24 protein-coding genes and 1 pseudogene are annotated in these 20,821 nt (G+C 61.2%); 15 read left to right on the top strand and 10 right to left on the bottom strand.

Features of this window, described 5'->3' with window-relative positions:
- Positions 1-18: 18 nt before the first annotated feature.
- Positions 19-1,068 carry an EscU/YscU/HrcU family type III secretion system export apparatus switch protein gene (locus C5748_RS19975; protein ID WP_105743700.1) on the bottom strand — a complete coding sequence of 350 codons (1,050 nt, stop codon included), beginning with the start codon at positions 1,066-1,068 and terminating at the stop codon, positions 19-21.
- 128 nt (positions 1,069-1,196) lie between these two features.
- On the opposite strand from C5748_RS19975, the gene C5748_RS19980 reads away from it, so the two are divergent.
- Positions 1,197-1,991, top strand: a complete 795-nt coding sequence (locus C5748_RS19980) for a tetratricopeptide repeat protein (protein ID WP_105743701.1) — start codon at positions 1,197-1,199, stop codon at positions 1,989-1,991.
- Positions 1,992-2,011: 20 nt separating this feature from the next.
- Here C5748_RS19980 and C5748_RS19985 read toward each other — a convergent pair whose 3' ends face one another.
- From C5748_RS19985 to C5748_RS28625, 7 genes are all read right to left on the bottom strand, one after another.
- A complete protein-coding gene (locus tag C5748_RS19985; RefSeq protein ID WP_245581882.1) occupies positions 2,012-2,437 on the bottom strand; it encodes a hypothetical protein in 426 nt (141 codons plus the stop codon).
- Positions 2,427-3,767 carry a type II and III secretion system protein family protein gene (locus C5748_RS19990; protein WP_105743702.1) on the bottom strand — a complete coding sequence of 447 codons (1,341 nt, stop codon included), beginning with the start codon at positions 3,765-3,767 and terminating at the stop codon, positions 2,427-2,429. Before C5748_RS19990 ends, C5748_RS19985 begins: the two co-directional genes overlap by 11 nt.
- A gap of 99 nt (positions 3,768-3,866) precedes the next feature.
- Complete coding sequence (gene sctV, locus C5748_RS19995) at positions 3,867-6,038, bottom strand: type III secretion system export apparatus subunit SctV (RefSeq protein WP_105743703.1); 2,172 nt, start codon at positions 6,036-6,038, stop codon at positions 3,867-3,869.
- Complete coding sequence (gene sctY, locus C5748_RS20000; RefSeq protein ID WP_105743704.1) at positions 6,035-6,364, bottom strand: type III secretion apparatus assembly chaperone SctY; 330 nt, start codon at positions 6,362-6,364, stop codon at positions 6,035-6,037. Before sctY ends, sctV begins: the two co-directional genes overlap by 4 nt.
- Entirely contained in the window at positions 6,361-6,747 is a 387-nt protein-coding gene (locus tag C5748_RS20005) for a hypothetical protein (RefSeq protein WP_105743705.1), read from the bottom strand. Before C5748_RS20005 ends, sctY begins: the two co-directional genes overlap by 4 nt.
- A 28-nt stretch (positions 6,748-6,775) precedes the next feature.
- The gene (locus C5748_RS20010) at positions 6,776-7,708 is read right to left on the bottom strand and encodes a SctD/MshK family protein (protein ID WP_105743706.1); all 933 of its coding nucleotides are present in this window, start codon (positions 7,706-7,708) and stop codon (positions 6,776-6,778) included.
- A 118-nt stretch (positions 7,709-7,826) separates the two neighbouring features.
- A complete protein-coding gene (locus C5748_RS28625; RefSeq protein WP_199194851.1) occupies positions 7,827-7,988 on the bottom strand; it encodes a hypothetical protein in 162 nt (53 codons plus the stop codon).
- Positions 7,989-8,553: 565 nt separating this feature from the next.
- Here C5748_RS28625 and C5748_RS20015 point away from each other — a divergent pair.
- Genes C5748_RS20015 through C5748_RS20075 form a run of 13 tightly spaced genes read left to right on the top strand, consistent with a single transcriptional unit; the run spans position 8,554 to position 17,879 of the window.
- Positions 8,554-9,156 (top strand): secretin N-terminal domain-containing protein, encoded by a 603-nt coding sequence (locus tag C5748_RS20015; protein ID WP_105743707.1) that lies wholly within the window; start codon positions 8,554-8,556, stop codon positions 9,154-9,156.
- Between the two features lie 40 nt (positions 9,157-9,196).
- A complete protein-coding gene (locus C5748_RS20020) occupies positions 9,197-9,412 on the top strand; it encodes a hypothetical protein (RefSeq protein ID WP_105743708.1) in 216 nt (71 codons plus the stop codon).
- Positions 9,413-9,450: 38 nt separating this feature from the next.
- Positions 9,451-9,903 (top strand): hypothetical protein, encoded by a 453-nt coding sequence (locus C5748_RS20025; RefSeq protein ID WP_105743709.1) that lies wholly within the window; start codon positions 9,451-9,453, stop codon positions 9,901-9,903.
- An 11-nt stretch (positions 9,904-9,914) separates the two neighbouring features.
- On the top strand, positions 9,915-10,715 hold the full coding sequence (gene sctJ / locus C5748_RS20030) for a type III secretion system inner membrane ring lipoprotein SctJ (protein WP_105743710.1): 801 nt from the start codon (positions 9,915-9,917) through the stop codon (positions 10,713-10,715).
- Positions 10,712-11,299, top strand: a complete 588-nt coding sequence (locus tag C5748_RS20035; protein ID WP_105743711.1) for a hypothetical protein — start codon at positions 10,712-10,714, stop codon at positions 11,297-11,299. Before sctJ ends, C5748_RS20035 begins: the two co-directional genes overlap by 4 nt.
- Positions 11,296-11,886: a FliH/SctL family protein gene (locus C5748_RS20040; protein WP_105743712.1), complete on the top strand. Its 591-nt coding sequence runs from the start codon at positions 11,296-11,298 to the stop codon at positions 11,884-11,886. Before C5748_RS20035 ends, C5748_RS20040 begins: the two co-directional genes overlap by 4 nt.
- On the top strand, positions 11,883-13,220 hold the full coding sequence (gene sctN, locus C5748_RS20045) for a type III secretion system ATPase SctN (RefSeq protein ID WP_105743713.1): 1,338 nt from the start codon (positions 11,883-11,885) through the stop codon (positions 13,218-13,220). The genes C5748_RS20040 and sctN overlap by 4 nt, the downstream gene beginning before the upstream one ends.
- Positions 13,217-13,702 carry a hypothetical protein gene (locus C5748_RS20050; RefSeq protein WP_105743714.1) on the top strand — a complete coding sequence of 162 codons (486 nt, stop codon included), beginning with the start codon at positions 13,217-13,219 and terminating at the stop codon, positions 13,700-13,702. The genes sctN and C5748_RS20050 overlap by 4 nt, the downstream gene beginning before the upstream one ends.
- Positions 13,696-14,733, top strand: a complete 1,038-nt coding sequence (locus C5748_RS20055) for a FliM/FliN family flagellar motor switch protein (RefSeq protein WP_105743715.1) — start codon at positions 13,696-13,698, stop codon at positions 14,731-14,733. The genes C5748_RS20050 and C5748_RS20055 overlap by 7 nt, the downstream gene beginning before the upstream one ends.
- Complete coding sequence (gene sctR, locus C5748_RS20060) at positions 14,730-15,386, top strand: type III secretion system export apparatus subunit SctR (protein WP_105743716.1); 657 nt, start codon at positions 14,730-14,732, stop codon at positions 15,384-15,386. Before C5748_RS20055 ends, sctR begins: the two co-directional genes overlap by 4 nt.
- A gap of 3 nt (positions 15,387-15,389) precedes the next feature.
- Positions 15,390-15,659, top strand: coding sequence for an EscS/YscS/HrcS family type III secretion system export apparatus protein (locus C5748_RS20065; RefSeq protein WP_105743717.1), 270 nt, complete (start codon positions 15,390-15,392; stop codon positions 15,657-15,659).
- Between the two features lie 10 nt (positions 15,660-15,669).
- The gene (gene sctT, locus C5748_RS20070; RefSeq protein WP_105743718.1) at positions 15,670-16,497 is read left to right on the top strand and encodes a type III secretion system export apparatus subunit SctT; all 828 of its coding nucleotides are present in this window, start codon (positions 15,670-15,672) and stop codon (positions 16,495-16,497) included.
- Entirely contained in the window at positions 16,494-17,879 is a 1,386-nt protein-coding gene (locus C5748_RS20075; RefSeq protein ID WP_105743719.1) for a hypothetical protein, read from the top strand. Before sctT ends, C5748_RS20075 begins: the two co-directional genes overlap by 4 nt.
- A gap of 101 nt (positions 17,880-17,980) precedes the next feature.
- Here the strand turns inward: C5748_RS20075 and C5748_RS20080 are convergent, their stop codons facing one another.
- Positions 17,981-18,445: a hypothetical protein gene (locus tag C5748_RS20080; protein WP_105743720.1), complete on the bottom strand. Its 465-nt coding sequence runs from the start codon at positions 18,443-18,445 to the stop codon at positions 17,981-17,983.
- A gap of 110 nt (positions 18,446-18,555) precedes the next feature.
- A pseudogene (locus tag C5748_RS20085) lies at positions 18,556-18,684 on the bottom strand (IS5/IS1182 family transposase); the annotation flags it as partial.
- Positions 18,685-19,140: 456 nt separating this feature from the next.
- Between C5748_RS20085 and C5748_RS20090 the strand changes: the two are divergent.
- Positions 19,141-19,980 (top strand): class I SAM-dependent methyltransferase, encoded by an 840-nt coding sequence (locus C5748_RS20090; protein WP_146119574.1) that lies wholly within the window; start codon positions 19,141-19,143, stop codon positions 19,978-19,980.
- The last annotated feature ends 841 nt before the right edge of the window (positions 19,981-20,821 follow it).

Below are 20,821 nucleotides of genomic sequence, written 5' to 3' on the forward strand. Positions count from 1 at the left end.
TGTCGATCATTCGTGCGGTCAGATCAGCTTGGCAGCGACCAGAAGGTCGGCGACGCGCTGGAACATTTTTTCAGGCACCGGTTCGCCGGTCTGGGCCGAACGCGCGATCGCATCGGCCAGCTGGGTATCGCGGATCACCGGGATACCCGTCAGCAGCGCCTCGGTGATCATCGTGCGCGATTGTCCGGGGTTGGCCCGGCAGGCGATCATCGGGACCGGCGTCTCGCCGCGAACGTAACGAATTCCGACCGTCCAGCCTTCGGGCGAGCCGACCAGCAGCGAGGCGTTCATCAATCCCGTTTTGGTGGCGTAGGCCTGCATTTCACGCCGCTGCTTCTGGCGCTGTTGCAGGATAGCCGGATCGCCATCGGCATCGCGCCGTTCGCGCTTCTGCTCGCTCTTCGTCATCTTCATGTCGCGCTTGAACAGCCAGTTCTGCACCAACACGTCGATCAGGCCGACGACGAAGAAGGCGATGACGGCGGTGATGATCAGGGGCTGCAGCAGGGCCTTGAACGTGTTCATCACGCACGGAGCGCCGCAGGCAGACGATTGCATGAGGGCCTGCAAACCCATACGAAAGACGATCACGAAGGCGGTTGCCAGCACGGCGACCTTGAACAGCGCCTTCAGGAACTCCACCACGCTACGCATGGAAAAAATGCGCTTGGCGCCCGAGACCGGGTTGATGTGTTCGAAATTCGGGGTAATCGGCGTGGTCGAAAAAACGAAGCCGCGCATGACGACGAGATTGGTGAGAACGATCGCGGCTATCGTGACCGCCAGCAGCGGTACCGCCAGTCCCATCAGGATGCCGCCGGCAAGGGTGAGCACGGTCGGCCACAGTTCGGCAAACGGATCGACATGAACCCGCCTGGCAACGAGATCCACCAGTTCCTCGATCTTCCTCTGCTCACTCATGAGCGCGAAGGCGAGATAGGTGATCGAGGCGAACATCACCGTGCCGGCAACGAGATCCTGGCTCTTGGAAACCTGTCCTTTCTCGCGCGCGTCACGGATTTTCTTGTCCGAAGCCGGAAGGCTTTTTTCCTCGCTCGTCCCGCTCATCCAACGCTCCCGCGCGGTGTGGTTCGAAGAGCAGGGCGTGCCGCAAACGCCGGGAAAGTCAGCCGCCGCGTGTTGTAAGTCCGTGACTTAGCGGCTAGAACCACGTCGAACCTTTGGGACGGGATGAAATGCGGCATCACTCTTTGAACGCTCTGGTTCTGCTGGGGCTTGCCCTGGCTGGATGTACGACCACCACCCCGATAGCCGAAGAAGGTCCGAAGGGCGATGAGGGGCGTCTCGTCAAGCTCGCGCAGGACATTGAACGGCGCGGCGACCGGGCCACGGCCGCATCGCTCTACGAGCGCGCCGCGAAAGCCTCCAGCGACAAGGTTGGCGCTTATTCGCGTCTGGGAGAAGCCCAGATTGCTGCAGGCGAACCCGAGCAGGCGGCGCAATCGTTCCGCACTGCGCTCGACGCCTCGCCCAATGACGGTCGTGCGCTTCTGGGCCTTGGCACGGCGCAGCTCCAGTCCAGCCAGGTCGAAAGCGCAGCGCGTACGCTTGCCGTCGCTGCGCCGATCGTGAAAACGTCGACCGCCTACAATCGCCTCGGTACCGCGCTCATCCTGACCGGAGACGGGCAGGGGGCGGAAACGGCCTTCACGCAAGCGAAAAACCTCGATCCCGGCAATCTCGATACGCAATCCAACCTCGGGCTCGCCCAGGCTGTCTCGGGCCGCACCGATGCCGCCGTGGCGACAATGCGCGCCGTCACGCAGTCGCCGCTGGCCGAGGCCCGGCATTTCCGCAATCTGATGCTGGTGCTGACGCTTGGCCGGCAGGACAAGGATGCTGCGGCTGTTGCCGTTCCCGATTATCCCGATGCGGAAAAGAAGACGTTTCTGGCCGAAGCGCGCAAGGTCCGCGCGATCAAGGCGCCTGCCGCCCGGGCTCGTGCTATCGGCTTGCTGTCGTCCAGCTGAGCCCATACGGCGGCGCATCGTCAATCCTGTAATCCGGTGGTGCTGACGTCGCCTTCCCGCGCCGGGGTCTGAGCGGGCTTTGTCCCGTCGATGACGTGACGCGCGGCTCTGACGACGGGAGCAGCCATGGCTGGCCCGGTCTTGCGACCACGCACCAGATCGCGTTGACGCTCCACCATCAACTGGAGATTCATATTGTTGGCGCATCCAGGCGGCAGGTAAAGCGGATCCTCGGTCACATCAGGCGTGACGCATGCATCGGGCAGGAGATGCCCGCTCCGGGGATCGTAGCCCTTGCGGACAGGACCTTCGACCCCGGCCCTGTGATAGTTGGGCGAATAGGGCAGGGGATCGCGCTGGGCGCTGTTCTGACATCCGGCGAGAACCAGCGCAGTCAGACCGACGACGAGGCGCGGTGCATTGATCACGAACGGCTTAGTCGACATAGAAACCGTACCCCTTGCTGGTCTTGGTGCGCTTGGCTGCGGTCGGGCCGGACAAGGCACCGGCTGGGCTGTCGAGCGGCGTCTTGAGGCTGCGTGCCTCGACCGGTTCGACGAGATAGGGCGTGATCAGGATGGCGAGTTCCGTCTCGTTGCGCTGGAATCGCTTCGATTTGAAGAGGTCGCCGAGGATCGGCACGTCGCCCAGCATCGGAATTTTTTCGATGTCCTGGGAGGCATTGCGCTGGAACAGGCCGGCGATGGCAAAGGTCTGGCCGCTGCCCACCTCGACCGTGGTATCGGCGCGCCGCACCTGTAGGGCTGGCACCTGCAGATTGGCGATGTTGACCATGCCGCTGGCGGAAAGGCTGCTGACCTCGGGACGCACGCGCATGGAAATGCGGCCATTCGGCAAAAGAGTCGGCGTGAACAGAAGCGACACGCCGTATTGCTTGTATTCGATGCCGACTTGTTCGTTCGTCACCGGGACCGGTACGGGGATTTCGCCGCCGGCGAGGAAACTCGCCGTTTCGCCCGTGACAGCAGTGATATTCGGCTCGGCAAGAACGGTCAGGATTCCGTTTGCCTGTAGAGCTTCGAGCAGCATATCGACACGGTTGCCGTTCCAGGCGGCGCCTGCGCTCAATGCATTGGAACCTCCACTTGCGGCATCCGCTGCGAGCTTGCCGCCGGAAACGAAACCGAAGGAGAAGGAGCCGGAATTGACGAACGCATCCCAGGTGACGCCGTAACGCAGCAACTGGTTGCGGGAGACTTCGGCGAAGCGGACGCGGATGTTGACCTGGTTCGAGCCGGACACCGTGGTGTTGTTGATGGCGGGGGTGCTTTCGGGGGCATAGGCCTCGATGGCACTCGACGTGTCCATGGCCTCATGCATGGTCTTGGCATGACCGCGCGCCATCGGCTGGTCGCCGAAAAGCGAGATGTTGATCGTGCTGTTCGGCTGAACGGCGCGCTGTGCTTCCTGCACCGGCCGCGAATCCGGCATGACCCAGAAATCGACGCTGCCGCGCGATGTTTCGTCGGGGCTCAGCGCAATGAGGTTCGTCCGTCCGGTCTTCAGCGCGAAGACATAGACCACACCCGGCGAAACGACACGGACATCGGCGATCTTGGCGTCCGCCATGAACACCGATTCCACAGGCTGATCGAAACGCAGGATGCGTCCCTGGCCCAATGGAAGCATGATGGCCTGGCCGGCTTGCGCGTCGACGGTGAAGGATTCGGCTTGCGCGACGGGAGCGACAAGGCAGAAAGCGAGGATGAGCATAAGGAGGGTTTGCCCCCTTGCCGCGATAGTCGATCTCATCATTCTGTCAGTATTCTCCCGATGCACGACGCAAGGCCGGATGAAGGTCGCAAAGATTCGCCCTTTGCCGCCATTTTTTCGCAAAGAACGCTCGCATTATGGTTAACCAACTGTAACCGCGATGCTTTCCTGGCGATCCATGTCCTCGTTTGCCGTTGATTTTGTTAGGCGATTTCGATTTCGTGAATCTATTGTGACGGACGTCAGGGATTGCACGGAATACTCGGGCGCAATCTCCTGATAAGAGAGGACAGGCAGCTCGATATCGTTTCGCAGCAGATAGTTTCGCATCACCCGGCGCAGATCCACCGAAGTGAGCAGAACAGCCCCCTGACGTTCGTCACTGTCGGCAAGCTCCTGACGCAGTTGCGAAAGCATTGCTCTTGACGCGTCTTCGGGCAGCGCGAGCATCTTGCCGACCCCGGTGACCTTGATGGCGTTGCGGATACCTTCTTCTGCTGCGCGCGATAGCACATAGGCCGCCAGAACGCGGTTGAGCTGCGCATGGCGATGGCAGATCTGGCGGGCAAGCGCGATGCGCACCCGTTCGGTCAGAAGCAACGTGTCAGCCTCGCGCCCGCCCCATTCGACGAGCGCTTCCAGAATGACCCGCAAATTGCCGATTGGTATGTCTTCTTCCACGAGGCGGCGCAGAATATCCGACAGCTTGTTGAGCGGCACGACGCGCGAGGCTTCCTTGACGAGTTCGGAATACTCGCCCTCCATCTGGGTCAGCAGTTCCCGCGTTTCCTGGATGCCGATGAAATGCGCCGCGTAACGTCGCAATGCTTGCGACAGGCATTTTGCAAGTGTCGCAGCAGGATCGTGGAAGCCGATCCCTGCATCGGCCAGGGCATTGGCATGTTCCTGGTCGATCCAGATTGTGCGGTGGCCGCCGAAGAGGGCCGGTCCATCGCGGCGTGGCATCTGCAGGAGATCGAGATGCATAGGGTCGTCGTTGAGGAGAAGACTATCGCGCGGAATCTCGCCCTCCACGATCGGCACGCCTTCGAGATCGACGCGAAAGCGATCCGGCATCAGGGTCTGATCAGGCCGCAGCTCGACGGCCGGAACCTCCAGGCCGAGATCCAGCCGCAGCGCGTCACGCACGAGATCGGTTTCGGTCCGAAACCGTTCCGGCCACACCGCCTGGGAAATATTGCTGCCGACGTGGGCGACGACGCGGTGCCGGGTCGATCCACCGGAGATGATCGCGCTTTCTGAATGCGGCGTTTCCTCGACCTCGACCGTCTCGCGTTCAGGCCGGATGGCGGGCAGGGTTTCCGGCTTCGGCCGCCGCCGATAGATCATGAAGGCAAGCCCGCCGAACAGCGCGGCCAGACCGACGAAGATCAGTGTCGGGAAACCGGGCACGAAGCCCGCGCCCAGAAGGATGACCGCCGCCAGAGCCAGGGCGCGGTCGCTTGACCCGAGCTGGCGGAAGATTTCGGTTCCCAGATCGCTTTCGGTCTCGGACGCGACGCGTGTCACAACCATACCGGCTGCGATCGAAATCAGAAGTGCCGGTATCTGCGCGATCAGGCCGTCGCCCACGGTCAGGAGCGAATAGGTCTGAGATGCGCCGGCGAAGCTCATGTTGCGATTGAGCATGCCGATGAGCAGTCCGCCGATCAGGTTGACGAAGACGATGATCAGGCCGGTGATCGCATCGCCCTTGACGAATTTCATGGCGCCGTCCATGGCGCCGTAGAGCTGGCTTTCGCGCTCGAGGCGTCCGCGCCGCGCGCGGGCTTCGATCTGGTTGATATCGCCGCTGCGCAAATCGTTGTCGATCGACATCTGCTTTCCCGGCATCGCGTCCAACGTGAAGCGGGCGGCGACTTCGGCCACGCGTTCCGCACCCTTGGTGATGACGATGAACTGCGCCGCGGTGATGATGAGGAAGACCACCAGGCCGACGGCCACCTCGCCACCGATGACGAAACGCCCGAAGGTCGCGACGATGTCGCCTGCATCCGCATGCAGAAGGATCAGCCGCGTCGTGGTGATCGACAAGGCCAGCCGGAACAGTGTGGCGATGAGGATGATCGGAGGCAGCGATGAAAAATCTCCCGGCCGGCCGATATAGAAGGCGACGACCAGGATCAGCAGGCTGAAAGCCATGTTGACGGCGATGAGGACATCCACGAGCAGCGTCGGCAAGGGGATGACCATCATCACGACGGCGAGCATCATGAAGCTTGCGACGACGATGTCCGATCGATGGGCCGCTGCGCGCGCGAAGCTGTTCAGTGTGCCGAGAATGCCGGTCATTGCGTACCCCGCAACTGAAGGTAATCGCGAAAGCAGCGATAGGCCTGTTGCTTGTCGTCGAGAATCCAGAAGGCTCGGGCACGCAGAAGATGGGTCGACGGATCGCTGTCGATCTCCATGAGTTGTTCCAGCGCGCCAAGCGCCCGTTCGCCAGCGCCGTTTTCGATCAGGGCGGTTGCGAGCGTGCGCAGGATGCCGGGATCCTCGGGATCGATGCGGTTGGCAATCAATAGGAAAACGAGGCCGCGCCCTGCCTGGCCGCTGCGCATATAAATATAGCCCAGCGAGTGCAGGAGTTCCGCGGATTCTGCATCTGCGCGGCTCATTCAATGCCGCCTTCTTCGTCCAGACGCGACTGCAGGTCGCGGCGCCGCTCGATCTCTTCCTCAAGCATCGCCTTGGCGATGGAGGTGACATCTTCGTTCGCATCGAGGCGGGGCAAAACGGCCCCGATGACATGATCGAGCAAACGCATCGTCCGCTCGGTGCCAAAGATGCCGGAATCGGTGATTTCCGGCATGGTGAGCTGGTCGATCTCGCCGCGCAGCGAGGCGCCGTGGGCAAGGCTTCCGCGCCGGCGCAAACGCAACGCACTCTCGAATGCCTCGATCTGGGCGCGGCTGACCGGATCGGCTCGCTTTGCCGCCTCGGTCAGCGCACGATCGAGGCGCTGTCGTTCGACGGCGAGGGGCCGCAACGTATCGTTCATTGCGGACCTCCTGAACGTTGGCTGCATGTCATAAGGTCAGCTTGAACTCCTGCCCGCCCCGAACGACGAGGATCTGGCCGTTTTCAATCGCTTTGAGCATCCAGCCGTCCTGCAGGGCTGCGCCGGGATAACGACGTTCTCCGCGCGCATCGACGACATACGGGTTTCGGCCGAAGAAGACCGCCTGGAAAACGAAACGCGGCGCGTCGGTAACCGCAGCAGTCGAGACGAGGCTTGTCAGCACATAACGACCGCCATGCGAGCGATCGAACCAGCGCTGGATATTGCGCCAGTCTTCAATGCGATCGGGCGCAACCTGCCCCGAAACGCCGATGCGACGGCCATCGATCGAAAGCGAGAGCTGGCCTAGATTCGCTTGTTCGATCTTGTCCCGCAAGGCGGCGGCAACGTCCGCGTCGGACTGAACAGCGGCGGCGGGGAGAACGGAGCCGACCGTCAGTTGGTCGCTCGGCGACGCGAATTTTTGGGGAAGCAGTCCTGAAATGCCAGCCTGAACCGCAACAATCGGCACCATGACGAGGGCAACCGCGACAACGGCAGCGTATAGCCCCCAACGTCTGACCAGAGGCTCGCCGGTGCGATCACGATCGATCCGCAGCTTTGCGCCGCCTACCATAAATGTCATCGGAAGTTTGACGCGGCAACCATAACCACGCTGCAGCGCAGGACGCCCTTCGATGAAAACGGTCCCGCCAATGGCGTTTACCGCCACCTGTTTGCCGTAAAAGCGCAACTGCAGATGTTCTGCGGCGATATCCCTGTCGGCGAGCACAAGGTCGCAGGTCGGCGACGCGCCAATCGTGCAGGCTTCACCTTCAACCGGCGCACGCACGCCTTGGTGAAGACCCGAGAGCACGTCCAGCGCCAGGGCTCCCGGTTTCGCAACGATTGCCGGCGACAGCGCCGTGGCGCTGGGAAAACTCAAACTGTTCGACGACATGGTTGGACACCCCAGATGGATTGCTTTCTGCGACACGCCGGCTGGCGCAAACCGACACGAATCACCCGGTCATTTTGGGCGGAGTGGCGTGGGCGATGAATCGCCCACGCCGACTGCATTAGTTCTGCGGACGCTGCTTGGTGGCGTCGAGTTCGGTCTTCTTTTCGGTCGTGATCTCGGTAATCTTTGCCGACTTTTCGATGGCAGCGTCGAAGGCAGCTTCCATCTTTGCGATTGCCGCGTCAGCACCGCCGCTGGCGGGAGGAGTTACAGTTGCCATGATGGTCTCCATTCCTGTTAGGTTCATCGAATACGCCGCATTGATGCGCCGCGACGCAGCTTGTTCTTCGAGAGCCGCGCCGGAGGGAACCTAGAGTCTGTTTTCAACAGATTAACGACAAAGGGAGAATTATTGCCGGATCGTTAACGTTCATCGGCCGGCACACGTGAGCCCCCTGAGGTCAGGGCATGCCTTTTAATGTTGTATTTCAATGTGGTGGTCGGACGATCGATACGAAGCGCTCATCAGTGTAAAACTTAAGAAATTTGTTCATTCGAATGGTGGCTGAAAACCCTGTTTACAACGGTCCCAAAGTTTAGGATCACCGTTTGGCATGCAGTAATATTTCATTAAAATTTCATATTAGCCCGTTCATTCGGCCGGTCCTATCCGCTAGCCTTTGTACATGGGTTTTTGCTTTCCCCTTTTTTCTGCCTTGAAGACGACAGTCGCCGTTCGTTGCGAAGACGGGCAATGCCTGTCTTCCTCGGCATGCCGTTGCAAGGCGCGGATCAGTCGCTTTGTAAGCCGAAAAGGGTTGCTGGCTGCAGGCGCCTTCATTGCTATGGGCGCTGCCTTCGCATCGCCCGCGATGGCGGCGCCTGCAGGGTTTGCCGAGCCTTACAATTATGTCGTGCTCGACCAGGACGTTCGGGTCGCTTTGACAGAGTTCGGACGCAATGTCGGTCTGCCGGTGGTATTGTCGGACGCCGTCAATGGCCGCGTCCGCGGACGGATCGAGGCCAGGACGGCTGGTGAGTTCATCGAGCGGCTGGCCGGCGCGAACGGCCTCACGTGGTATTTCGACGGTTCCGTGCTGCATATCAGCGCCGACAAGGAATTTATGACTCGCGTTCTCGATGCCGGCCGGCTGAGTGGTGAGGCTGTAGCGAGCGAAATGCGTGAGCTTGGTCTGGCAGACGAACGTTTCTCGCTACGCGCCGCGCGCAATGGCAATGTCATAACCGTGTCAGGACCGCCTGCTTATATCAATGTCGTTGGCCAGCTGGTGGAGCGTATGCAGCCGGAACAGGTCGTTGCCGGAGACGACCCGCGTGTGCGCGTCTTCCGCGGGGGCGTGATGACGGAAGTCGTTGCCACGCACGGCGCGGGCACTGGCTCGGACGATGAAAATGCTTCCCGCGCAAATCGGGTGGCCAGACCTTGAAACAGGCGGAAGACCTCCGCCGAAAAAACAGGAGCAACACATGGCGACGACCCCTATCTCTGGTGTGGATTCCGTTTCAGTTTCGACGCCCAACGGTGAAGCGGCCTTTGACGCGGCCGTGGACAATGCCCAGCAGGGCGAAATGACGCCCGAACTGGAAGAGATGATGATCGAAGGCGCCATCACCATTGGCGGTCAGATGATCATCATGCCGCGCGCCAACGATATCCTCAACGAGGCGATGTCTGACGAGTAATCGCTTGAACGGAAGCGATTTTCCTCGGAGGTAAGGTCATGACGACACCGATCGCGGCCGCGGCTGTTGCGCCGCCCCAAGCCGTACAGGATGTGTTGCCGCAGGCGACTCAGAACCTGTTCGAACATGCTGCCAGCCAGGCAAAGGCTCTGCCGGAAGGCGCGGGGCCGGCGCAACTCGGCGAAGAGATGCTGCAGAACCTCAAGGGTTTCTTCGAGCGTAGCGGCAGCTTTGCCGAGCGTGCCGGCAGCCTGACCCAAAGGACGCCGCAGGCAACCGGCGGAGAGTTGGTCAGCCTCGGGCCGAACGGCGCGGGGATGACCGATCTTTCGCAGACGCGGAATTCGGCCGTGCCCGTCGAAAAGGGCCAGATCGACCAGGTCATCCAGTCCTTGGGCATGATGTTCGACCATTCGATCGAAACACAGCTCGTGGTGCGCGGCACGACCCAGGTATCGGGTGCGGCCAACACATTGCTGCGTGGCCAGTGATGAGAGTGTACATGTCCGGCTCTGCCGCCGTGACGGCAGCCGCTCCGTTGCGCAGGCTTGCGGGCGCCGCGGTTTTGCTGTGCGCCCTCGTCTTGTCCGGCTGTCAGGACGACCTTTATACCAATCTCGCCGAGCGTGAGGCCAATTCCATGGTGGCCACCCTGCAGCGCAACGGCATTCCGGCAAGTCGTGTCCTGCAGGAAGACGGCCGCATGAAGGTGGTCGTGGACAGCGACCGCTTTGCCGAAGCCGTCGGCATTCTCGATGATGCGGGGCTACCCAAGCAGACTTTCGCCTCCATGGGCGAGGTCTTCCAGCAGGAGGGCTTCGTCGCTTCACCGACGCAGGAGCGCGCCAAGATGCTCTATGCGCTGTCGGAAGAACTGTCCCGCACGGTGTCGGAAATCGATGGTGTGCTGTCGGCCCGCATCCATATCGTCCTGCCGGGCAATGATCCGCTGAGGCGCGAAACGTCACCATCTTCGGCATCGGTCTTCATTCGTCATGAAGCGGGATTGAAGATCGATCCCCTCATTCCGCAAATCAAGACATTGGTTGCCAACGGCATTGCCGGCCTGTCCTATGACAAGGTCTCGGTCGTGTCGGTCGCCGCTCCCGCGGCCCAATCGGCCTCCGCCATTCAGCCGATGGCTTCCTTTCTGGGCCTGTGGATGCTGGAAAGCAGCGTGTCGCGGGCGATGTGGATGTTCGGCGGTCTGGCAATCCTGGCCATTGCGCTTGGCGCCCTGCTGGTTGCGCTGATCTGGCGCCAGCGCGGCCAGCGCACCTACCAGCTGGAGACGCTTCGGTGAGCGATTTCCCCGCTGATATGGATCCTGATCGCATGGCTGCCTGCTTCCGCACAGTCGGCTCATCCGGTCTGCCGGCAGCACTCATGAAAGAGCCACGTTTCACCGCGCGTCTCGCCAATCTTTTTCGCTGCCATTACGACCTTCATGAGACAGCCGAGCGCGAGGGCGAGGAGGAGGACCGGGCGATCGCGGCCCTCTCCCGGCAGGAACTCGAAGGCCTCGCCGCGCGCGCCGGGATCGTGCTTCACGCCCGTGACTTTCTCCGGGAAATTCGCGGCCCGGTGCTTGCGTCCTTGGGCGAGCGTTTCGGCGCTGACGCCCTCGAAGACGCCCGTCGCCATGCCGACCTTGCCTGCGAGCGGCCGAAGGCGGTCGATCTCGACGGATTGGAAGTGGCCGTCCGGCTCGACGGCCAGGCATGCCTGGCCGGCTGGATTGCGGCGCTGCCGGCCCCCCTGGCGCGGCGCGTGCGGCTGAAATGGCCGAATGACGCCGCCGTGCCGGTGACGGACGATGCCGTCGTCATCGAACGCGGCCCGGCAATCCTGCGGCGCCTTGCCTCCGACGAGAGCCCGCGACCATGACCGAAATGCCGAACCGGCCGCTCGCCCGCATCATCCGGGCGGAGGACGCCACCTGCTGGATCGACGGTTTTGCCTTTCTGGATCGTGCGAAGGCCGACGCGGCCGCCATTCGTTCGATCGCCGGGGACGAGGTCGCGAAGGCGCGTCAGCTTGGTCGTGAGGAGGGGCGCAAGATGGGGGAGGCGGAGGCCGCGGCACTCCTCATGCGCACCCATGCGGATGTCGACCGCTACCTCGTTTCGGTCGAGCCGATGGTGGCTGCGCTGGCCATGGAAATCGTCGAACGGGTGATCGGGACGATCGACGACGCGGAACTTGTCGCGCGTGCCGCCCGGCAGGCGCTCGATGCCTTGCGCGAAGACAATGCCGTCATCGTCAATGTCGCGCCTGAACTGGTGGTCGAGGTGCAACAGCGCCTCGCTGCGTCGGGCTCCACCGGTGTAACGGTTCGCGTTGCCGCCGACCGGCATCTGTCCGCACGACACTGCACGGTGACGACACCCTCGACCAGCATCGATGTGAGCATCGAATCGCAGCTCGATGCCATTCGCACGGCCATGATCGAACAGAACCAGAGTGGCGCATGACGCAGCCGCGCCGTCCTGACCTCGATGCCATTCTTCCACGCCTGTCGCTGGCCGTTTCGTCCGCCGACCCGCGCCCGACCCGCGGCCGTGTTCGCGAAATCCGCGGCGTCATCGTTCATGCCAGCCTCCCGCAAGCGCGCATCGGCGAACTCTGCCATCTGCGCGATCCGGTGACGGGACGGCAGGTTCCGGCCGAAGTCATTGGGTTCGAGGACGAGCGCGCGGTGCTTTCTCCCATCGGTGACCTCGAAGGTATGTCCGCCCGCGCCGAAGTCATCCCGACCGGGCGTGCCTTGCGGGTTCCCGTTGGCGAAGCCCTGCTTGGACGGGTCATCGATCCGCTTGGCCGGGTGCTCGATGCCGGATCGGCGGCACTGGCAACGGCGGAGACTTATCCAATCCATGCCGATCCGCCGCATGCGCTGCAACGCGACATCATCGAACATCCGTTGCGCCTGGGGGTAAGGGCGATCGACGGCCTGATGACCATAGCCCGCGGCCAGCGCGTCGGCATTTTCGGCGAACCTGGTGTGGGCAAGTCGTCTCTTCTCGCCTCCATCGTCGCGGGGACCGAGGCAGACGTGATCGTCGTTGGCCTGATCGGAGAGCGCGGCCGCGAAGTGCGCGAATTCGTCGACGTCCAGCTGGGCGCGCAGGCGCGCGGCAAGACAGTCACCGTTGTGGCGACGTCCGACCGTCCGGCGATCGAGCGCGTCAAGGCTGCCTATGTGGCAACCGCCATTGCCGAATATTTCCGCGATCGCGGGCGCAATGTCCTGCTGCTGATGGATTCGGTCACGCGTTTCGCGCGGGCGCAGCGCGAGATCGGCCTCGCCGCAGGCGAGCCGCCGACGCGGCGTGGTTTTCCACCCTCGTTCTTTGCCGCCCTGCCGCGTCTTCTTGAAAGGGCAGGGCCGGGCAAGGGCGGTTCGATCACGGCGCTCTATACGGTTTTGACCGAAGGCGAGGGTGGCCTCGATCCGGTGGCGGAGGAAACCAAGGCGATCCTCGACGGTCACATCGTCCTTTCGGCCGATCTCGCCCAGCGAAATCATTTTCCGGCGATCGACGTGTTGAAAAGCCGCAGCCGGCTGATGAACACTGTCGTGCCGGCCGAACACCGCGAACTCGCCGGTACGATCCGCGAGAACATGGCAGCCTATCAAGACATCGAGCTTCTGCTGCGCGTCGGCGAGTATGTCGCCGGAAGCGACGTTCGCGCCGATGCCGCGGTGTCGCGGCACGATGCGATCGAGGCATTCCTGCGCCAATCCGCCGACGAGATCTGCGATTTCCAGACGACGTTGGAGCGCATGAGGGAGATCGTCACATGAGCCGCGCTTCTGATCTGACGCAGCTTCTGGCCCTGCGTACGCTGCGCGAAGAACGGGCAAAGGCCGCCTTCGCGATTGGCGCTGCCCGCTTGCAGGAAGCGACCCGTCTTCTGAATGAGGCCGATGCGGCAATCGATGCGCACGACCGGGAGGTCGATCAGCAGGAGCGACGGTTTTTCGAGGCGATGGGTCTGCGTCCGCTGCCGGAGAACGAATTCGGTCGGGAGCACGACCTGTTGCGCGTTTCCGACCAGCGCCGCGACGGCCTGATCGACAAGCGCAACGATGCCGCCGAGGTGTTGGCGGAACGTGAACGGCAACTGACGTTGCTGCGCCAGGAATGGCGTCATCGCTTTTCCGCCAGAGACAAGCTGGCAGAAGCCGAAAGCCGGCTGCGCATTGCCGAACAGGCGCGGATCGAGGCGATGTCTGAACTGGAGTCTGAGGAAATGAGTGCGGATCGGGCGCGACCGGCATGCTGAGGGATACAGGCGCTCATTTCGGAACGGGATGCGGCGGCGCAAGCATCGTAACCGCGCTGGCAAAGCAACCGGACGCGCAGACGGACCTGACGGAACGGCTGTCGCGTCCTCGGACGCCGATTGCCTGCATGCTTGCGGAACGGTCGATTCTGCTCTGCGTGGGAGAGGCGTTTTCAAACGAAGACGCCATCACCGTTCCGGTCCGCATCGGTTCGCAGGCCTGCGAACTTCACCTGTCGCCGGCACTGGTTGCGTGGTTGCAGGAGCCGCTCGGTCTTGAGGGCGCGCTGGTTGACGAGGAGCCGCCGCAGCGCGCGCTGCTTCTGGAACTGGCAAGCCTCGATCTTCTGCGCCTCCTGGAAAAACATCTCGGCCAAGACATTCGTTTTGGTGAATGCGCCGAAGCGGATACGCGTGTCGCCGTGGATCTGGCCATCGCAGCCGGCGGGCGGTCGCTTGCCTTGCGGCTGGAACTGACGCAACCGCTTGCCGAAGCATGGGCAGATTTTCTTGATCGCATCCAGCCGCCCGACCTCTCCGGTCTTGCCGCCGAACTCGTCATCGAGGCGGGATCGCAGGATCTGTCGATCGATGAACTGGCAAGCCTCCGGCCCGGCGATATCGTCATGCTTGCGTCCCAAAGGCCAACCGCCGGGGTGGATGGCAAGCTGGTCGCGCCCGTTCGCCGCCAGTCCGATGGGTTCGAGCTTGGCGGCGGGTTTGCTCCCAGGGCACGGCGCGCCATGGTCGGTTCGCTGCAAGGTTCCCAAAACGCTGACAGCGGTGATGCCGAGCATATCCTGCACGTCGTCTTCGAATTCGCACGGACGACGATGACACTCGCGCAACTCGACGAATTGAAGCCCGGCCAGCACTTGCCTCTCTCCTGCACCGATGAAACCGGCGTCGACATCGTTGTCGAGAACAGGCGTGTCGGACGCGGTGAACTCGTAATGATCGGCATGGGAATGGGCGTGCGTATCGTCCATCTGCTTCCCGCGGCGCCGATGTGGAACAGCCAGACATCATGAATGAGTTCCAGCCCAATCTGATCGCCATCATCATCGTCGTCTCGACGATCGGGCTGTTGCCGCTGGCCGTCGTCACCATGACGGGATTTCTGAAGATCTCCGTGGTGCTGTTCCTCATCCGCAACGCGCTCGGCATCCAGCAGTCGCCACCCAACCTCGTGCTCTACGGGATCGCGCTCATCCTCACGGTCTATGTGACGACGCCGCTTGTCGGCAACATGTACCGTGCGGTCGAGAACCGCCCGATCGATATCGAAAGCGTCGAGGGGCTCCGCAATGTCGGCGAAACGCTTGCAGAGCCGTTGCGCACCTACCTGACGCGCTTTGCCAACGAGCGTGAGCGCCAGTTCTTCATCGAGGCGACTGATAGTGTCTGGTCGCCGGAGGCCCGCGCCGATCTCAAGAGCGATGACCTCGTCGTGCTGATCCCGGCCTTCGTCGCCTCCGAATTGACGCGCGCCTTCGAGATCGGTTTCCTTCTCTACATCCCGTTCCTGGTGGTCGACCTCATCGTCGCCAACGTGCTGATGGCCATGGGTATGATGATGGTCTCGCCGACGCTGATCTCCATCCCGTTGAAGATATTCCTGTTCGTCGCCGTGGAGGGATGGTCGCGGCTGATGCATGGATTGATCCTGAGCTATGGAGGATAGCCGATGGGGCAGGAGGTCTTTCTCAATGAGATGAACCGCGCGCTGGTGACGGTCCTCATCGTTTCGGCGCCGGCGCTCGGAGTGGCGATCATCATCGGCATCAGCGTCGGCCTGATCCAAGCATTGACGCAGATCCAGGACCAGACATTGCCGCAGGCGGTAAAGCTGGTCGCGGTCATGCTGGTCCTGATTTTCGTTGGACCGCTTCTCGCTGCCCAAGTCGGAGCGCTCGCGAGCCAATCGCTGGACAGCTTCGCCTCGTTGACACGGTAGGTGCCAAGCGATGAACCTTACGGCGATCACAGCTGCGATTACCGAGCTGGCCTATCCGCTGCTGGTGGCCGCCGCGATCGCCGTTGCCCGTGCGCTGGGAATGATCATGCTGACGCCCGCCTTCACGCGGCTCGGCCTGACGGGGATGATCCGGTCCGCCGTGGCGTTCGTCGTCTCCCTTCCGATGATCATGCCGATTTTCCAGCAACTTGCGTTAAGTGGACAGCCGACGAGTTTTGACCTCGCGGGCCTGCTCATCAAGGAAATGGTGGTCGGCGCGCTGATCGGTCTCGCGCTCGGTATTCCCTTCTGGGCCGCCGAAGTGGCGGGCGACCTGGTGGACCTGCAGCGTGGTTCCACCATGTCGCAACTGCTCGACCCATCGTCGGCCGGCGAATCCTCGGTGACGGCGACGCTGCTGACGATCTCGCTGCTGGCGTTGTTTTTCATGTCGGGCGGCTTCATGCTGCTGCTCGACGGGTTCTACCGTAGCTACCAGCTATGGCCGGCGGCGAGTTTCGCACCGGTATTGAACCCCTACGCCTTTGTCGCAGTCCTTCGCGTGCTCGACCGCGTCATGCAGATCGGCGTCATCATCATCGCGCCATTGGTCATCGCCATCCTGATCGTCGATATCATGATGGCCTTCCTGTCGCGCATGGCCTCGCAGTTGCACGTCTTCGACCTGTCGCTGGCGGTGAAGAACCTGCTCTTCACATTCCTGATGGTATTGTATCTTATGTTCTTGGTGCCATTGCTGCTCGACCAATTGGGAGAGATGCGGGGCACGTTCGAGATTTTGCGTGGTTTCGTGACGAATGGAGAGGATGCGCCATGAGCAATCCGATCCCCCCCGCCCTGGAGGGCCTTGCAGGCCCTGTTGATATCGTTGCGGACGATGCGAGCAGGAAAAACTGGTCCCAGATCGAGGATTTGGAGCGCGGGCAAGGATCTCTCGAGGCACGTTTCAAGCAGAAGCTTGCCGGAACGGCATTGACCACTTCCGCTGCGCGCGTGACATCAGAGCCAAACGCGGAAGGGGAGTGGCAGTCTGTGTCCGGTCCCGTTTCGTCATCGGCTGTGTCCTCGGCGTCGACGGTTGGGCAAACGATTTCGGGAGCGGTCGCCGGCATTGAACAAAACCTGATGTCGTCCGGCCCGTTCGTTGCCGCACAAAGGCTCCACGCCGCTGTGAAGCCGTTGTCGCCAGATCAGACCGCAGCGTTTCTGGATACCGCCCGCACACTTGTCAGCACCATCTTCGAGAGGGCATTGCGCAGCGAAACCGGCAGCGTCGAGGCCGGCGAGAGGCAACCGGATGTGCACACGGCAATGGCGCTTGCGCATATCGCCGCGTCGATCGACAAGGATCCGCGCACCCCATCCGCCATACGTCTGATGCAGGATCTCAGCGCCGCCGTTCTCGCGTCGGCGTCACCGAACGACAACACCATATTTGCCGGCCTCGCCCAGGCCATCGGCGTGGGGGCCGGGGCAAAGCTGGCGCTGGCGCTCACGTCCGAGCTGGCCCGCCACGGTGACGATCCGGCTCGCGCGCAATCGCTTCTCGCATTGGTGCTTGCCGGATTCTTGCGTCTCGGCGAGCGTATCGATGAAGCCTATACGGAGTTGCTTGTTCATGCCGGCCCGCTTTGCATGGAATGGCCCCATTGGAAAAACGCCGGTGAAGAGGGTGCGACTGATATCTTGATCGACTCGATCAAGGCTCAACCGTCCCTGCTCGAAAATCTGGATCCACGGCTCGAACGGCTGGAGCAGACAGGTCTCGAAGCCTTTCGCGCCATTCGCGATCTTGCCTCCCTTGCTTTCGATGCCAAGCTGCGTGACATTCATCAGCGGTTCCTGGCGAGCCAGAGCGTCTTTTCCTCGATCGCAGCCAGCCGGACCGCGCTGCGGGATATACGCCATGTCTCGCTGATGACTGATCACCAAGGTGCCGGTACGGAGATGGAAGCGATCCGCCTGACACTGACGCATATCGGTTTTGATGCGCCGCGCGCGGCTTTCCTCGCCGATCTCAGCCAGTTCGGGTCCAACGCACTGATACTGCGCGCCAACTGGACGGCAATCGACGGTTTTGCACGGATGGAAGTGCAAGGGCGTGCTTTCCAACGCCTTCTCGCCTTCTTGAACGGCCAGTATGTCGTGCCCAACGTGCTGGAACTTGTCGATTTCGACAACCCGGACATGCAGGTTTAACCTTTTCGGGCGCGGCATCGGACAGCATCGATGGCCAAAGGCCGGCAAGATGTGCGATATCCTGCCGGCGCTTGGGTCGTGGTCTGGCCCATGAGCTGGCTTTAGTTCTGCGGCCGCTGCTTGGTGGCGTCGATCTCTGTCTTCTTTTCGGTCGTGATCTCGGTGATCTTCGCCGATGCGCCGATCGCGCGGTCAAAAGCGTCCGTCATGGCCGCGATGGCTTCGACGGAGCTACCCTCGAGGCCGCCGGCTGCTGCCCAATCGAAATTCCAGGAACCCGACAGTCCGTCGGCGCCCGCCACGTCATGGGTTTCAATCGCGGTGTAGACGTCGGTGTGACGCACCATATAGGCCGCTGCTGCTGCAACGTCAGAAGGGACATCGCCCTTGGCGTTATTGGCGAGTTCCGAGAGTTCGCCCGAGTTGATGGCAGACTTCCCGTTTTCCTTCATATAGTCCGCCAGGACCTGGCTGGATTTCGCGGCATTCAGCCTCTGTTCGAACGACGACGCGTATGCGGTTTGGGATGGAGGCGTTACGCCTGCAGACGGCAATGTGATAGACATCGGACCCCTCCTTGGGTTTGAGAACCGTAGCAATCTATTAACCAGTCGGATGACATCCGTATGAAAGGGGAAGGGGTATCTCGGGCTGCCAGGTTGTCGTGACGATTTAATCATTTGAGCCAGAGCATGATGCTAGCGAGCTTTACGAAGCCGAGGAATGTGGCAGCGCGTTTGTCGTAGCGGGTGGCGATGCGGCGCCACTGCTTGAGTTTGGCGAAGAAGCCCTCGATGCCCGTGCGAAGTCCACTTCGACTTCCGGCGCGCCAGCCACTTTGTCCCGTTTCTCCCAATACCGCATGATCTCGTACATCCGACGACCATAAAGCGCGACCGAGGTTTGCTTCATCATGGAATGAAATGCCAATGCAACGCATTTCCGGGGACCGGCAAAGCCGCACCTCCGTCCGGCCCGGCGATATAGCCATCAAGCGACATCAGCATGCCAAAGATGATCCTGGCCATCCGGTGCACGCCTAAACCAACTGCATTGTGCAATCAGTAGCCTCGCGGTGGTTGAGAAGCATTGCTTCTTTGAGGATGCGTATGGGCGCAATCGATCTGAATTTTTTCTCCCGTACGGGTTCAGTTCTCTCAGCGTATGCGCTAAATAGTACATCTCATCGGGAAAATAACGTCTTTGCGTACGAGTTGTGCGGAGGTGTGAATTTTATGATATGAAAAATGGAGTCGATATATTGGAAAATATTAGCTACGACGTGACTGGAAAGATAAACTTGAACGATATTTATAATAATCCGGATCCGATAGCTTACTTTTCAACTTTATCTCGCCTGGGCTATCGGATTCCCCAGGAAGCAAAGCCGCAATTTCAACGCTTGATCGACGCACGGCGAAGCGTCACCGAATCCGAATCGGCCAAAGTGATCGATCTTGGTTGTTCTTATGGGGTCAACGGCGCGCTTTTGAAGCACGGACTTTCGATGGATGAACTCTATCGATTCTATGGAGCGGCGGAGACCGATGATCTCGATGCGCTTCTTCAGCGGGACCGTGACTTCTATGCCGAACCGGCGGATACCGCGCTCGAAATTGTCGGTGTCGACCCGGCAGATCGCGCGATATCCTATGCAGTCGATGTGGGCATGCTCGACGCAGGTGTTGTGACCGATCTCGAGAAAGGAGACCCGACGTCACAAGACACGGCGGCGCTCGAAAACGCCGACCTCATCATTTCGACCGGCTGCGTCGGCTACGTTACCGAGACTTCGCTGGAACGGCTCCTGGAAACGAGCCTCGACAGTCGTCCGTGGATGGCGCATTTTGTGCTGCGCATGTTCGATTTCGGGGGCCCGGAAGAAATGTTGGGCCGGCACGGATATGTCACTGAAAAGCTGGAGGGACTGTTTCGGCAGCGGCGCTTTGCTTCGGCCGAGGAACGCCAGCATGTGCTCGACAACCTCCATCGGCTGGGGATCGATGCCACCGGGGCGGAGGAGACCGGCTGGTATCTCGCCGAACTGCATGTCGCACGACCGGAAGAGGTCGCGAAATCTATGCCGCTCAGCGAGGTCTAATCTTACTGCGTCACAAGTTCGTGGATTTTAGCGGGCATTGTCCTGGCGCAGCATGGACATCGCTGCAGGCTGCGCCTGAATGCGACGGTCAAGTGTCTTCGGACGGCGGCGAAGCGGGAGCCGAGATCAGTGTTCTTCCTTCCCGCCAGCCAATGGTCTGCCAGGCATCTTGCGGCAGTTCCTGAGCCACTGCCTCCACCGATACCGGGCTGTGACAGAGGAGGAAATCACGGCGCTAGATGTGAGCTTTCAGACGGAAACGCTGCGTTCAGGCGTTCCTCAATCTTGACGGTGGCAAACACCCTATTCCAACCGTAGCAACAGCGGCATCGCTGAGGCATGGATTCCTGTGACAAGCACAGGAATGACGGAGGTGGTGATGATTTCGCCCCTATAAGCAACCATTCTGCGGGCGGAAACGCCTGCAATTGACCGCCAACAGCCAAACTACCGTCATTCCTGTGCTCGTCACAGGAATCCATGCCTCGTCATCTCCACAGTTCCGGCGATGCAGAATGGTAAGGCTGGACGATTCCATCAAAACAGGAATCGCTCTAGTTTGGTCGTCTGGCATGGTACTCAACCCATAACACTGTGGAATGCAGTTATATTTACATCTACTTGCAAATATACTATCCAATAATAATAATTGATAAATCCGGCTTCATGTCTTGGCGGACGGCCGCCAGTTCGCGGCGCGTAGCTCTGCCGCAACGATGCAGATGCGTCAGCGTGCTGGACCGCCCTTGTTCGTTCAGCGATTTCGCGTTTCTGCCGCGTGAGGGCTGTTTTCTCCCTCGAGTTCATTCTACAGCCACAGCAGGCAAATTCATTCGTTCCG

It is taken from the genome of Phyllobacterium phragmitis (genome assembly GCF_002980495.1).
Classification (GTDB): Bacteria; Pseudomonadota; Alphaproteobacteria; order Rhizobiales; family Rhizobiaceae; genus Paramesorhizobium; species Paramesorhizobium phragmitis.

What these genes read in the sequence shown, in the direction of transcription:
- C5748_RS19975 (WP_105743700.1), bottom strand. Translation starts at nt 1,068, where the DNA reads ATGAGCGGGACGAGCGAGGAAAAAAGCCTTCCGGCTTCGGACAAGAAA.
- C5748_RS19980 (WP_105743701.1), top strand. Translation starts at nt 1,197, where the DNA reads ATGCGGCATCACTCTTTGAACGCTCTGGTTCTGCTGGGGCTTGCCCTG.
- C5748_RS19985 (WP_245581882.1), bottom strand. Translation starts at nt 2,437, where the DNA reads ATGTCGACTAAGCCGTTCGTGATCAATGCACCGCGCCTCGTCGTCGGT.
- C5748_RS19990 (WP_105743702.1), bottom strand. Translation starts at nt 3,767, where the DNA reads ATGATGAGATCGACTATCGCGGCAAGGGGGCAAACCCTCCTTATGCTC.
- sctV (WP_105743703.1), bottom strand. Translation starts at nt 6,038, where the DNA reads ATGACCGGCATTCTCGGCACACTGAACAGCTTCGCGCGCGCAGCGGCC.
- sctY (WP_105743704.1), bottom strand. Translation starts at nt 6,364, where the DNA reads ATGAGCCGCGCAGATGCAGAATCCGCGGAACTCCTGCACTCGCTGGGC.
- C5748_RS20005 (WP_105743705.1), bottom strand. Translation starts at nt 6,747, where the DNA reads ATGAACGATACGTTGCGGCCCCTCGCCGTCGAACGACAGCGCCTCGAT.
- C5748_RS20010 (WP_105743706.1), bottom strand. Translation starts at nt 7,708, where the DNA reads ATGTCGTCGAACAGTTTGAGTTTTCCCAGCGCCACGGCGCTGTCGCCG.
- C5748_RS28625 (WP_199194851.1), bottom strand. Translation starts at nt 7,988, where the DNA reads ATGGCAACTGTAACTCCTCCCGCCAGCGGCGGTGCTGACGCGGCAATC.
- C5748_RS20015 (WP_105743707.1), top strand. Translation starts at nt 8,554, where the DNA reads ATGGGCGCTGCCTTCGCATCGCCCGCGATGGCGGCGCCTGCAGGGTTT.
- C5748_RS20020 (WP_105743708.1), top strand. Translation starts at nt 9,197, where the DNA reads ATGGCGACGACCCCTATCTCTGGTGTGGATTCCGTTTCAGTTTCGACG.
- C5748_RS20025 (WP_105743709.1), top strand. Translation starts at nt 9,451, where the DNA reads ATGACGACACCGATCGCGGCCGCGGCTGTTGCGCCGCCCCAAGCCGTA.
- sctJ (WP_105743710.1), top strand. Translation starts at nt 9,915, where the DNA reads ATGTCCGGCTCTGCCGCCGTGACGGCAGCCGCTCCGTTGCGCAGGCTT.
- C5748_RS20040 (WP_105743712.1), top strand. Translation starts at nt 11,296, where the DNA reads ATGACCGAAATGCCGAACCGGCCGCTCGCCCGCATCATCCGGGCGGAG.
- sctN (WP_105743713.1), top strand. Translation starts at nt 11,883, where the DNA reads ATGACGCAGCCGCGCCGTCCTGACCTCGATGCCATTCTTCCACGCCTG.
- C5748_RS20050 (WP_105743714.1), top strand. Translation starts at nt 13,217, where the DNA reads ATGAGCCGCGCTTCTGATCTGACGCAGCTTCTGGCCCTGCGTACGCTG.
- C5748_RS20055 (WP_105743715.1), top strand. Translation starts at nt 13,696, where the DNA reads ATGCTGAGGGATACAGGCGCTCATTTCGGAACGGGATGCGGCGGCGCA.
- sctR (WP_105743716.1), top strand. Translation starts at nt 14,730, where the DNA reads ATGAATGAGTTCCAGCCCAATCTGATCGCCATCATCATCGTCGTCTCG.
- C5748_RS20065 (WP_105743717.1), top strand. Translation starts at nt 15,390, where the DNA reads ATGGGGCAGGAGGTCTTTCTCAATGAGATGAACCGCGCGCTGGTGACG.
- sctT (WP_105743718.1), top strand. Translation starts at nt 15,670, where the DNA reads ATGAACCTTACGGCGATCACAGCTGCGATTACCGAGCTGGCCTATCCG.
- C5748_RS20075 (WP_105743719.1), top strand. Translation starts at nt 16,494, where the DNA reads ATGAGCAATCCGATCCCCCCCGCCCTGGAGGGCCTTGCAGGCCCTGTT.
- C5748_RS20080 (WP_105743720.1), bottom strand. Translation starts at nt 18,445, where the DNA reads ATGTCTATCACATTGCCGTCTGCAGGCGTAACGCCTCCATCCCAAACC.